9 protein-coding genes are annotated in these 13,827 nt (G+C 40.8%); 8 read left to right on the top strand and 1 reads right to left on the bottom strand.

Annotation, left to right across the window (positions count from 1 at the left end; genetic code table 11):
* Positions 1–228: 228 nt before the first annotated feature.
* The 3 genes from RI844_RS07310 to RI844_RS07300 all read left to right on the top strand — a co-directional run bounded on the left by RI844_RS07310 (position 229) and on the right by RI844_RS07300 (position 4,625).
* Positions 229–990 carry a DUF4097 family beta strand repeat-containing protein gene (locus RI844_RS07310; RefSeq protein WP_348397788.1) on the top strand — a complete coding sequence of 254 codons (762 nt, stop codon included), beginning with the start codon at positions 229–231 and terminating at the stop codon, positions 988–990.
* Positions 991–1,394: 404 nt separating this feature from the next.
* On the top strand, positions 1,395–2,393 hold the full coding sequence (locus RI844_RS07305; protein WP_348397787.1) for a Vgb family protein: 999 nt from the start codon (positions 1,395–1,397) through the stop codon (positions 2,391–2,393).
* Positions 2,394–2,822: 429 nt separating this feature from the next.
* Positions 2,823–4,625, top strand: coding sequence for a DEAD/DEAH box helicase (locus RI844_RS07300; protein ID WP_348397786.1), 1,803 nt, complete (start codon positions 2,823–2,825; stop codon positions 4,623–4,625).
* A 316-nt stretch (positions 4,626–4,941) separates the two neighbouring features.
* Here RI844_RS07300 and RI844_RS07295 read toward each other — a convergent pair whose 3' ends face one another.
* Positions 4,942–5,091 carry a hypothetical protein gene (locus tag RI844_RS07295; protein WP_348397785.1) on the bottom strand — a complete coding sequence of 50 codons (150 nt, stop codon included), beginning with the start codon at positions 5,089–5,091 and terminating at the stop codon, positions 4,942–4,944.
* 263 nt (positions 5,092–5,354) lie between these two features.
* Between RI844_RS07295 and cysD the strand changes: the two genes are divergently transcribed.
* From cysD to RI844_RS07270, 5 genes are all read left to right on the top strand, one after another.
* On the top strand, positions 5,355–6,254 hold the full coding sequence (gene cysD, locus RI844_RS07290; RefSeq protein WP_348397784.1) for a sulfate adenylyltransferase subunit CysD: 900 nt from the start codon (positions 5,355–5,357) through the stop codon (positions 6,252–6,254).
* A gap of 75 nt (positions 6,255–6,329) precedes the next feature.
* A complete protein-coding gene (gene cysN, locus RI844_RS07285) occupies positions 6,330–7,739 on the top strand; it encodes a sulfate adenylyltransferase subunit CysN (protein ID WP_348397783.1) in 1,410 nt (469 codons plus the stop codon).
* A gap of 355 nt (positions 7,740–8,094) precedes the next feature.
* Positions 8,095–9,828 (top strand): SLC13 family permease, encoded by a 1,734-nt coding sequence (locus tag RI844_RS07280; protein ID WP_348397782.1) that lies wholly within the window; start codon positions 8,095–8,097, stop codon positions 9,826–9,828.
* A gap of 11 nt (positions 9,829–9,839) precedes the next feature.
* Positions 9,840–10,445, top strand: a complete 606-nt coding sequence (gene cysC / locus RI844_RS07275; RefSeq protein ID WP_348397781.1) for an adenylyl-sulfate kinase — start codon at positions 9,840–9,842, stop codon at positions 10,443–10,445.
* A 1,202-nt stretch (positions 10,446–11,647) separates the two neighbouring features.
* On the top strand, positions 11,648–13,714 hold the full coding sequence (locus RI844_RS07270) for a M13 family metallopeptidase (protein WP_348397780.1): 2,067 nt from the start codon (positions 11,648–11,650) through the stop codon (positions 13,712–13,714).
* Positions 13,715–13,827 lie beyond the last annotated feature (113 nt).

Genomic DNA, 13,827 nt, shown 5'->3' with positions numbered 1-13,827 from the left:
GTCAGGTTATTTTAAAACCTGACTCTGACCCTGGTTTTATGACCCTGGTTTTAACATTTTCACCACTATTTAGTAGTAACCACCACTAGTTTTTGAGCTGTATATGCTCGTGTTTATTATAAACTCTTTAAAAACAATGGGTTAAAAAGTTGGCCTGAATGTTGATTGTATTAACTTATACGTAACAATATTAGTTAAAAATACTAAATATAAATCAGGGATTTAACAATGAAACTAACCCAAATTGCCGCTTTATTATCTGCCGTACTTATTTTACCAGGCTGTGTCATCCATGTTGGAGCACAAAGTGCAGACGTAGAATTAGAAGAAACCTTAGTCATTGCCAGTGCAGATGTAAACAGTTTGGAAATTGACACTGGCTCAGGCTATTTAAATATAGTCGGCGTAGAAGGTATTACTGAAATTACCGTTAAGGCCGATATTACTACCACTAAAGCACGTGATTACGAACTTGAATTAACAAAAGTAGGCTCAAAGGCGGTATTAATTGCTAAGCATGGCTCTACCAGTGGTTTTTGGAATGGTAATACACCATCAATTGATATAACGGTGCAAGTGCCAAATAACTTAGCACTAGATATTGATGACGGCTCAGGCGATATCTCAATTACTGACATGAATAACTTTGTTGAAGTAGAAGATGGTTCAGGCTCGTTATTTGTCAAAAATATTCAAGGTGATTTAATTGTTGATGATGGCTCGGGCGAACTTGACATTAGTAATGTGAGTGGCGATGTAGATATTAAAGACGGCTCAGGCGAAATGAAGGTGGTTGATATCGCGGGCTCGGTAAATGTTGAAGATGGCTCTGGTGAAATGATCTTGCGCCATATTGGCGGCATGGTGACTATCGATGATGGCTCAGGTGCAATTGAAGTGAAAGATGCCGGTGGCTTAACGATCACAGAAAGCGGCTCTGGTGGCTTAAACATTAAAGGTGTTAAAGGAGAGTTTAATATCGACTCTTAAATCATAGCCTCAGTAGAGCTAAATATTACTAATACTGTTTATTCCTAAAGATCTGTCAATCTGTAAAACAAATTAGTAAAACCTAAACCCGGTGTGCTTTTAAGCGAGCGCAGCGGGTTTTCCCATTTTTACCCATAACTTTTCTAGAACTCATAGCTATACCATTCCCTGAATTCATTTCAGGGTCCATTAAATTAAAGCAAGATACTGAAACCAGTTCAGTAAGTAGGGGAGGCGCTAGCAAATGGTGAGAGACTGCTAAGGGCAGAGACTGTTAAGTGGAGAGGGCATTAGTCAGCCCATGCATTCTCATCCGTACCATAAGCCTTCTTAAGAACCGCAAGCTGCACCTTCCGTTTTATAAACTATACTTTTCCTACGAATCAATTAAAAAAATACCAATTATGAAACGTTATCTTGCAGTTGTCTTTATTCTGTTATTTTTGCCCTTAGCCTCCCGTGGTGTCGAAAATTCATGGCCGAAAACTATTGATATAAAAGAGTGGCAAGTGCCGTGGGATAACACGCGCCCAAGAGATCCTGCACTCGACTCAAATGGTAATGTGTGGTTTTGTGGGCAATCAGGTAATTATATTGCCATGCTCAATCCGAAAACTGGAAAATTTAAGCGTTTTGAATTAAGTGCGAACACCAACCCACATAATCTCATTATTGATAGTAAAGATAACGTTTGGTATGCCGGCAATCGAAATGGCCATATAGGTAAATTAAATCCAACTGATGGCAAAATTAAGCAATTCTCCATGCCAGAGGAAACGCCAATAGATCCACATACGCTGGTATTTAATTCGGCAGAAAATATTTGGTTTACCGCGCAGTGGGGTAACAAAGTAGGTTTTTTAAATACTCAAACCGGTGAGGTGAAATTAACGGCCATGCCTTTTGATTCGGCCAGACCTTATGGTATTAAAGTTGACTACGATGACGTACCTTGGGTTGTGTTATTTGGCAGCAACAAGCTTGCGCGCATAAATCCTGAAAATTATTCTGTTGAACAAATACCTCTTCTGGATAATGCCGAACGGCCAAGACGATTAGAAATAACTCAAAACAACCACGTGTATTACCTTGATCATCGCCTCGGTTATCTTGGTCAATATAACCCTACTGCAAAACATATTGATCGCTGGCGGTTGCCGGAAAAGAACAAGGCAAAGCTTTATGGCTCAGCCATTGATCGCAATGATCGAATTTGGCTAGCCCTTACTGGCACAACGCCGAATCAAATCAGAGTGTTTGATAGCAATAGCAAACAATTCATTGCCAATGTAAACGTACCAAGTGGGGCCGGTTCAATTCGCTATATGTATTATCACCCTGCAACTGATGAGGTTTGGTTTGGAACTGATGCTAACACCATAGGGCGAGTGAAATTGAATTGACTTCGTAGCTAAAGTTCACTTTTGGCACTGTTTTTGCCTAAAAAATCGATAAAACACGATTTTTAGTACGAATATTACACAATGTTACTTGCATTATTCTTACAAAACGGTATGATGCGCCAACTTCTCCTAACGCCACAACCGAACGGCATTTACTAGGAGATTACTTTACTAATTAAATTATTAGTAATTAGAGTGGTTATTTCCGCCAACTGACTTGCCAAGAGCTAGCCCAGATGAATCCATAAGCAGTGATGCTTATGACATCGATCATCAAATTAGCTATAGATCCCAAAAGCCTATGTGCGCACTTAGTTTGTACACATGTAGCGCACCGATCTCGCCATAAGTCTTCCGGTGGATAACTTTGAATTTTTTCGCAGTTATTTACCGTAAGGTATTGATCTGCCTGTTGAGAAGACAAAATTAATGACTGAATTAAACAACGCTACTGTTAGCTTTGAATCTTTAGGTTTGCCTGAAGTATTATTATCTGCCCTAAACGGCATGGGTTTTGTAAACCCTACACCTATCCAAGAAAAAACAATTGGTCCTTTAATGGAAGGCCGTGACGTTTTAGGTGAAGCCCAAACCGGTACTGGTAAAACTGCTGCTTTTGGTTTACCAGCACTTGCTAACATTGACGTTAAATTACGCAAACCACAAATGATGGTTTTAGCACCAACTCGTGAGCTTGCTATTCAAGTAGCTGAAGCATTAGAAGAGTTTGCTAAAAACATGAAAGGTTTGCGTGTAGCAACACTTTATGGTGGTCAATCATACGGTCCACAACTTTCGCAACTAGAAAAAGGTGCACAAGTTGTTGTCGGTACGCCTGGTCGCTTAATGGATCACCTACGTCGCAAAACATTAAAGTTAAACGATGTTAAATTCTGCGCACTTGATGAAGCTGATGAAATGCTTAACATGGGCTTTTTAGAAGACATCGAATGGATCCTTGATCATTTAGCTGATGAAACACAAATGGCATTGTTCTCTGCAACTATGCCACCGGCAATCAAGAAAATTGCTGATCGTTTCTTAGATACCCCGGTACATGTAAAAATTGCTGCGAAAAAAGAGTCGAAAAAGAACATTACCCAGCTTTCATGGCGTGTAAGCGGTATTACTAAAAATACTGCCCTTGAACGCATCATCGAATCATTTGATTATGACGCTGTACTTATCTTTGTTCGTACTCGTAACGATACTATTACTATCGCTGAGCAATTAGAACGTTTAGGTTACCCTTGTGCCGCGTTAAACGGTGACATGAACCAAGCACAACGTGAACGTACAGTTGAGCAACTTAAAAACGGTAAGCTGTCAATCATGGTAGCAACCGATGTTGTTGCTCGTGGTTTAGATATTCAACGTATCGACCTGGTTATCAACTACGATTTACCTGGTGAAACTGAATCTTACGTACACCGTATTGGTCGTACGGGCCGTGCTGGCCGTGAAGGGACAGCAATTTCATTTGTACGCCCTCGTGAATTTTATAATATTCGTCACTACGAGCGTGCTACTGCAGGTACTGTTAAAGAATTTAACTTACCGACCATTCAAGAAATTGGTTTATCTCGTATCGAGCGTTGTCGTCAATCGTTAATTGCTTCAGTTGCTGAAAAAGATTTAACCAGCATGCGTGAAATTTTAGAGAAAATGGCTAGCGATTCAGAAGTTGATATTGCTGACTTAGCGGCAGCGTTGTTGTTTGATAAACAATTAAAGCAACCGTTACAGCCGAAAGAAGATGCTCGTCCTCGTCGTGAGCGTTCAGACCGTGATTCTCGTGATACCCGTGGCAGAGACCGCAATGACCGTGGTGGCCGTGATCGCAATGGCCGTGGCGAACGCAGCGATCGTGGTGAGCGTAGAGAACGTCGTCAGTCGTCAGGTGCTCGTCCAGACGTAGATTGGCAAGCATACCGCATTGAAGTGGGTAAAGACCACGGTGCTCGTCCAGGTGATATCGTAGGCGCAATTGCTAACGAAATTTCACTAGACAGTGCTTACATTGGTCAAATCAACTTGAACGACAACCACACCATTGTACAGTTACCTAAAGGCATGCCAAAAGATGCATTCCAAAAGTTACGTAGTGTACAAGTACGTCGTCAACGTTTAGACATCTCAGTATCAGATGCACCTGTTGAAGCGCAAGCACGTAAGCCTCGCAGAGAGAACAGTGACCGTAAACAACGTAATGACCGTTCTGCCCGTCACTAAGCACTCGCTTAAATAAAATCAAAAAAGGATGACTTCGGTCATCCTTTTTTTTTACTTACATTATGGATACCCAAACAAGTTGGGTATGACGGTAACTTATTACGTCATTGCCGCGAACGACTCCGTCTCACCGTCATTTCCGTGCAGGCGGTAATCCATGCTTTTTTACTTACATTATGGATACCCAAACAAGTTGGGTATGACGTATCAGGGTACGACTCCTTCTTGCCGTCATTACCGCGGAGGCGGTAATCCATTGTAGTTGTGAATAGAGCGTACGACTCGGTCTCACCGTCATTACCGTGCAGGCGGTAATCTATGCTTTTTTACTTACATTATGGATACCCAAACAAGTTGGGTATGACGTATCAGGGTACGACTCCTTCTTGCCGTCATTACCGCGAACGACTCCACGGATGGAGAAGGTAGAGCGAAGCAGGATGCCAGAGCCGAGGCGGTAATCCATGTTTTGAAGTGCCTTATGGGTACCCAAACAAGTTGAGTATGACAATAACCTATTACGTAATAGTCTTGTACGGTACCTATTTGGCTTATTTTTATATATAACACTTCGTTCCTAATATCTGCTTCCTCCTACCTTTTTATTATATCTAATAGCGAATTGGCAGATCTAAACATATGCCCTGATATAGTAAGCACGGTGAAATTATGGAATAATACAGCCTCTAAAATTTTCAATTTTTCATCAACTTAAAATAATGGTTGCCAATGAATTTAACACATTTAAAACAGCTGGAAGCTGAATCAATCCATATCATCAGGGAAGTAGCTGCAGAGTTCGACAACCCGGTAATGCTTTACTCTGTCGGTAAAGACTCAGCTGTAATGTTACATTTAGCCATGAAAGCATTTTTCCCGGCTAAACCACCGTTTCCATTAATGCATGTCGACACTACATTTAAATTTAAAGAGATGATCGCCTTTCGCGATATGATGGCAGAAAAGTGTGGCATGGACTTAATTGTACATACCAACGAAGAAGGCCGCGCGGCAGGGATGAACCCATTTGATCACGGCAGTTCTAAATTTACCGATGTAATGAAAACTCAAGGCTTAAAACAAGCACTAGACAAACATCAGTTTGATGCTGCTTTTGGTGGTGCACGTCGTGATGAAGAAAAATCACGGGCGAAAGAGCGTGTTTATTCATTCCGTGATAAAAACCATCGTTGGGATCCAAAAAGCCAACGCCCAGAATTGTGGAATAGCTATAACGGTAAAGTAAATAAAGGCGAAAGCATTCGTGTTTTTCCATTATCAAACTGGACTGAACTTGATATTTGGCAATACATCTACTTAGAAAATATCGATATTGTACCTTTATACCTATCAGCAAAACGTCCAGTAGTTGAACGTGACGGTACATTGATTATGGTTGATGATGAGCGTATGCCGTTAGAAGAAGGTGAAGAGCCGATGATGAAAATGGTGCGCTTTAGAACACTAGGCGATTACCCATTAACTGGCGCCGTTGAATCACAAGCGACAACACTTCCTGAAGTTATTCAAGAAATGCTATTAACCAAAACCTCTGAACGCCAAGGCCGTATGATCGATCACGACTCATCGGGTTCTATGGAGAAAAAGAAGATGGAAGGTTATTTCTAACCATCACTTTTATTCAAGTTAAGTTAAGTATTTATTTTAAAGCTCATGTAGGCTTTAAACACTAGGAAAAGAATAATGAGCACAGAACAAGCTTTATTAGAAAACGATATTGAAGAATATTTAAAGGTACACGAAAACAAAGACATGTTGCGCTTTTTAACGTGTGGTAATGTTGACGACGGTAAATCTACGCTGATTGGCCGATTATTGCATGATTCAAAACTAATTTTTGAAGATCATTTAGACGCAATTAAAAATGACTCAAAAAAATTCAATACCACCAACGAAGAGTTCGACTTAGCGTTATTGGTAGATGGTTTACAATCAGAGCGAGAGCAGGGCATCACTATTGATGTAGCGTATCGTTACTTTGCCACTGAAAAGCGTAAATTTATCATTGCCGATTGTCCTGGCCATGAGCAATACACGCGTAATATGGCAACCGGTGCGTCAAACTGTGATTTAGCCATTGTAATGATTGACGCCCGTTATGGCGTACAAACTCAAACCAAACGTCACTCTTACATTGCCTCTTTGTTAGGTATAAAGCACATTATTGTTGCGGTAAATAAAATGGACTTGGTGGAGTACAGCCAAGACGAGTACCGTAAAATTAAAGCTGAATATCGAGAGTTTGCCGAGCAAATTAATTTAAGTGATATTCGTTTTGTGCCAATTTCTGCGCTTAAAGGCGACAACGTAGTTAATCGCTCAGAAGCGATGGACTGGTACCCAGGCGCCACATTAATGGGCTTGTTAGACACAGTTAAAATTGACTCTGATAAAAACTTTGAAGATTTCCGTTTACCGGTACAGTACGTAACTCGCCCGAACCTAGATTTTCGTGGTTTTTGTGGCACCATTGCTGGCGGCGTGATCAATATTGGTGATGTAGTAACCGCATTACCTTCAGGCAAGTCTTCATCGGTAAAAGCAATTGTTACCGCCGATGGCGAGCTAGAATCATCGCATGTAGGGCAAGCTATCACGTTAACATTAAACGATGAAATTGATGTTTCTCGTGGTGACGTGATTGTTCGCTCAAATAAATTGGCCACCGTTTCTGATAAATTCACCGCTACTATTGTGTGGATGAGTGATGCTGCCATGCAACCGGGTAAAGAGTACGAATTAAAAATTGGTACTAAAAACACCTATGGCCGTATTGACAATATTAATTACCGAATCAATGTAAATACATTAGAGCACGTCCAAGAAGATGAGATGAAGCTGAATGAAATTGCCTCGTGTAATATTGCCACTAATAGCCCTGTTGTTATTGATGGATACGACAAAGTTGAAGGTACAGGTTCATTTGTTATCATCGACCGCTTAACCAACGTTACGGTTGGTGCCGGTATGATCACTAGCACTAGCATTGATGGCGACATTGAAGTTGAGTCAAGAGAATACAGCCCAACAGAAGTGGAATTAAATGCGTTTATACGTAAAAACTTCCCTGAGTGGAACTGTAAATCTGTTTAATCAACAGTCGCGAATACGTTAACACTGCGAATCCATAGCTTCGCTAATTCGAATACGTTTCACTAGGGCAGTATTTAAATTCGTAACCAAACTAAAAGTCGGGGTAACCCGGCTTTATTTTATGCGAACTTAATGGTGAAACCATAAGTAGCAACGATTGCTTGTAATCGGACCAACAGGGTTGGTTCGGTTTTATTCGAAAGTTATCGCGAAGTTTTAACATCTATCTTGCCAGTATTAAATGCATGGTATATGTTTATTAAATAATTATAAGAAGCTGCAAGTGTTTACGTCATAGAGGTTAAGCGACCAGCTATGTAAATATAATGCAGTTTTATGCACATAAAGGTTTTCCATGCTCAGCATTGATCAATGGTTTATGCTAGCAATTTTTGCTGGCACATTAATCGGATTAGTGAAGTATCAAAATAGCCCTGAGCGTGTCTTTGCCGCTGCAACTATGGCTTGTCTTACTTTATCCTTTGTTACTACCGAACAAATTTTCAACAATGCCATTAACCCTGGCTTGATAACCTTGATTTTATTAATTAATTGTTCATTTGCGTTTGAACGTACCAGTTTTTTACGGTTATTGGCCAGTAAATTAATCAGTAAATCTGCTTCAGCATCTTACCTTAAAACATTATTAACAACCGCGTTTGCATCGGCCATTCTTAATAACACCGCGGTTGTTGCAACTTTAATTTCACCGATAAAAAACAATAAATTTATCAACCCTGGGCGGTTATTATTGCCACTGTCATACGCCGCTATATTAGGCGGTACATTAACATTAGTGGGTACATCCACTAACCTTATTGTCAATTCAATGCTGATTGAACGAGGCTTGCCCGGGTTAAAATTCTTTGACTTTACCTTAGTTGGTTTAGCGGCAATGGGCGCCTGTTTACTGGTTTTGTTTATTCGTATTAGAGCGTTACCAAAAACCGCTACCGATCCCAAAGATGACAAACATTACTTTGTAGAAGCTGAAGTAATGCGTGAGTCTAAGCTTATTGGGCGTTCTATTGAAGATAATGGCTTGCGCAGTATGGACTCATTATTTTTAATCGAAATTATTCGTCGCGGTCATTTAATTTCCCCGGTTACCCCGGAAGAATATATTCAGCCGGGCGATAAGCTTATTTTTACCGGCGATATCTCCAAAGTATTTGTACTGCAACAATTTGATGGCTTGCAACTGTTTGCCGAGCAAGATGGATTACTGCGCGATAACCTTACCGAAGTATTAATTAAACCTGGCTCAGCCATTATCGGCATGAATTTAAAACAAGCGGGCTTTCGAGCTAGGTTTGACGCAGCGGTTGTTGCAATTAGACGCGAAGGCTCTACCTTATCAGGCAAGTTGGGTGACTTAGTCATTCAGTCAGGCGATTTTTTAGTACTTGCTGTCGGTGGTGATTTTGTTAGCCGAACAAATTTAACCAAAAACTTTTTTATTTTAACCGGTGTTGAACCCGAAGATATGCTGTCAGGTTGGCGTGATAAATTTACTCTTTTTGGTTTTATTGCGGCGATCAGTTCATCGGTAGTTTTTGAAATATCGTTAATTAAGTGTTTATTGTTTTACATGGCAGCGCTATTTGCCTTTAATTGTTTATCAATAAATGAAATAAAGCGTCGTTTTCCGTTAGAAATTTGGTTAATTGTAGTCAGTGCCTTAACATTAGCAACGGCTTTAGAAAGCACTGGCATGTCACAAGTTATTGCCGATGTTGTGCATGGTTTCTTGCAAGATAAAAGTATTATGATCGCCTTTGTCGCGGTATTTTTAATTACATTAGTATTAACCGAAGCCGTTACTAATAACGCCGCCGCTGCACTTATTTTCCCTATTGCCTATAATATTGCTCTAGGATTAGACGCTAATCCGTTACCGTTTATTATGGCGGTTGCGTTTGGCGCCAGTGGTAGTTTTATCAGCCCATATGGCTATCAAACCAACGTAATGGTGTACAATGCTGGTAACTACCGATTAAAAGACTTTGTTAGAGTTGGTTTGCCAATATCAATTACTTACAGTGCCGTGGTGTTATATATGATCCCACTAATATTTCCGTTTAACTAAAGATTAAAATCATGACTCAAAAAACCGAGAACACCGTTTGGCATGCTCACCTTGTAACTAAGAACGAGCGAGCGCAATTAAAAAATCAACAGCCTTGTTTACTTTGGTATACCGGTTTAAGTGGCTCAGGTAAATCTACCGTGGCAAATGCGGTGGACGATATTTTGTTTCAACGCAAAGCTCACACTTATTTACTCGATGGTGATAATGTGCGCCATGGCTTAAATGGCGACTTAGGCTTTTCTGACGAAGACCGCATCGAAAACATCAGACGTATCAGCCAAGTAGGTAAATTATTTGTCGATTCAGGCCTTATTTGCAGCACTGCGTTTATCTCGCCATTTCAATCTGACCGAGACATGGCGCGAGACATGTTAGAGCCGGGCGAATTTATTGAAGTGTTTATCGATACACCAATAGAAATTTGTGAACAACGCGATCCAAAAGGCTTATACAAAATGGCCCGTGCTGGTGAAATCAAAGACTTTACCGGTATCGACTCTACTTACGATGTTCCTGCATCCCCTGAAATTCACGTAAAAACTGCAAACCAAAGCATTGAACAATGCGCGCTGCAAATAGTGAGTTACTTAGAGAAAAACGGCTACATCAACTAACACAAAGTTAGCATAGGGTTAGCACGTGCATAAACACCCCCGTCATTAGCACGAACGACTCGGTCTCGCCGTCATTACCGCGAACGACTCTGTCTCCCGTCATTACCGCGTACGACTCCTTCTAGCCGTCATTACCGCGCAGGCGGTAATCCATGCTGTGAAGTGCCTTATGGATACCTAAACAAGTTGGGTATGACGTATCCGGGTATGACTCCGTCTCGCCGTCATTACCGCGCAGGCGGTAATCCATGCTTTGAAGTGCCTTATGGATACCCAAATAAGTTGGGCATGACGTATCCGGGTATGACTCCGTCTCGCCGTCATTACCGCGTACGACTCCATCTCGCCGTCATTTCCGCGCAGGCGGTAATCCATACTTTGAAGTGCCTTATGGATACCCAAACAAGTTGGGCATGACGTATCCGGGTATGACTCCGTCTCGCCGTCATTTCCGCGTACGACTCCATCTCGCCGTCATTACCGCGCAGGCGGTAATCCATACTTTGAATTGCCTAATGGATACCCAAACAAGTTGGGTATGACGTATCCGCGAACTACTCTGTCTCACCGTCATTACCGCTTACGACTCCTTCTAGCCGTCATTACCGCGGAGGCGGTAATCCATGCTTTTGGTTTACGTCATTTCCGCGAACGACTCCAGGGATGGAGAAGATAGAGCGAAGCAGGATGCCAGAGCCGAGGCGGTAATCCATATTTTTAAGCCATTATCTCTTCAATATGTGAAAGTGGAAGTGGCAGGGCACCCTGTACATTATTTGTACTCGAATTAGTTATACTTGGCTTAAACTCTGCTATAATAAGTATCCCTGAATAAATTTAAAATGCTCGCACATTTTTTTTGTTTTAGCGTAGAAACCACTTCAACAAATGATGTAATTCCAAAGGTGTCGTAAGGCACCTTTTTTTTATCCAATAATTGACTATATTCCACTGTTTTGCATGCATGTTATAAGATTCAGCATATTTCTTGGTATTGTAAAAAAATAGTTAATCTGCCAACAAAACCTTACATCTGTACAAATAAAGTTGTAACAATTCATTAATCTTGCCGCTTTACACTAGACCTTCACAGTGATTCCTCGTACTATCATGCTCGAAATGATTTTAATCGTATAATCTATATCAGAACAATATAACGAATGAATTCGATTAAATAAAAACTAAATATTCGGGAAGAAAAGATGAAATCAATGTTAACGGGCGTTGTTTGCTCGTCACTATTACTTTTAGCAGGCTGTAATGAATCTGCTACTAAATCTGAAAAAACTGCTGAAGTTCAAACTCAAAAAACAGCGTTAGCGTCAGGTATCGACCGTGCAAACATGGACGAAAGCGTACGACCTCAAGATGACTTTTACCTATACGTTAATGGTAAATGGGAAGAAACCAACGAGATCCCTGCGGATAAAACATCAATTGGCTCTTTTTACGACTTACGCGACAAATCTGACGAAGACGTAAACACTATTATTGAAGAGCTTGCCGCAGCAGAAAGCTTAGCTGCAGGCAGTGATGAGCAAAAAGTTGCTGACTTATTCCGTTCGTTTATGAACGTTGAAGCATTGAATACTTTAGGTGTTAAGCCTATTGAACCATTTCTAGCTGAAGTTGCCGCGCTTGAATCGAAAGATGATTTAGCTAAGTTTTTTGCTAAAGCACAAATTAGTGGCCTAGACTCACCGTTATATTATTACGTTTCTGTCGATGCAAAAGAGTCTAGTACTTATGCAGGTCACGTTTGGCATTCAGGCTTAGGTCTTCCAGATCGTGATTACTACTTTAAAGAAGACGCACGTTTTGTTGAAATGCGCGCAGCTTATATTGCTCATGTTGCTAAAATGTTTGAACTAGCTGGCCTTGCAAACCCACAAGCATCAGCTGAAACTATTATGGCGCTTGAAACTAAAATGGCTAAACTACACTGGACTAGAGTTGCTACTCGTGACAGTGAAGCACGTTACAACAAATTTGAAACAGCTAAATTAAATACCTTAACGGAAAACTTTAATTGGAATGTTTGGTTAGAAACTCTAGGTGTACAAGACCAAGCAAACATCATTATTAACCAACCTGACTTCGTAACCGGCTTTGGTGAAATTGTTGCAAGTACCGATATGGAAACGTGGAAAACATTCTTAAACTGGCAAGTTGTTGGTGGTTTTGCATCTTACCTAAGCGAAGACATTGCTGCGCAAAACTTCGACTTTTTTGGTAAAACCATTAACGGTCAGCAAGAACAAAAACCTCGCTGGAAACGTGGCGTTAGCTTAATTAACGGTAACCTTGGCGAAATCATCGGCAAAGTATACGTTAAGCGTCACTTCACTCCTGAAGCCAAAACTCGCATGGTTACGTTAGTTGAAAACTTACGTTCTGCTTATGGTGAGTCTATTGACGAACTAGAGTGGATGTCTAGCGACACCAAAAAAGCTGCTCGCGTTAAACTTGCTGCTTTTACACCAAAAATTGGTTACCCAGACAAATGGGAAGATTACTCAAAAATATCAATTTCTGCAGATAACTTAATTGCTAACTTGATCAATGTTGACCAAGTAGATTACGCCAAATCAATTGAAAAGCTTGGTGGGCCAATTCACACTTGGGAATGGGGCATGACGCCACAAACCGTTAACGCTTACTACAACCCAACAGTAAACGAAATTGTATTCCCTGCGGCTATTTTACAACCACCATTCTTTAACCTAGAAGCTGACGAAGCCGTTAACTACGGTGGTATTGGCGCTGTTATAGGTCATGAAATGGGCCACGGTTTTGATGACCAAGGTAGTAAGTATGATGCCGAAGGTAACATGAAAAACTGGTGGACAGAGCAAGATTTAGCTGAATTTACTGCACGCGGTGCTCAGCTGGTTGAGCAATACAATGGTTACTTCCCATTCGAAGACAGCCATGTAAACGGTGAGCTTACTTTAGGTGAGAACATTGGTGACTTATCTGGTTTAACTATTGCCTATCGTGCCTACAAAACGTCACTTAACGGTGTTGAAGCTCCAGTAATTGATGGTTTAACAGGTGATCAACGTTTCTTTATGGGCTATTCACAAATTTGGCGTCAAAAGCACACTGAAAAAGCTGCACGTGAGCGTTTAGCTACAGATAGCCATTCACCAGGTCATTACCGTGCTCTTGGTTCGTTATCTAACATGGATGAATTCTACCAAGCATACGATGTTAAAGAAGGCGATAAAATGTACCTAGCGCCTGAAAAACGCGTAAAAATTTGGTAATTAATGCGTTAACTTCATACTGACGTAAACCTTTATAAAAACGCGCCTTTGGACGCGTTTTTTTATTTAGCGTTATAGAAAGCGAATTACGAATAAGTTCTCGAAGCAATGGT

This window comes from Thalassotalea fonticola (assembly GCF_032911225.1).
GTDB classification, from domain to species: domain Bacteria; phylum Pseudomonadota; class Gammaproteobacteria; order Enterobacterales; family Alteromonadaceae; genus Thalassotalea_A; species Thalassotalea_A fonticola.
This window is presented reverse-complemented; position numbering and strand designations above follow the sequence as displayed.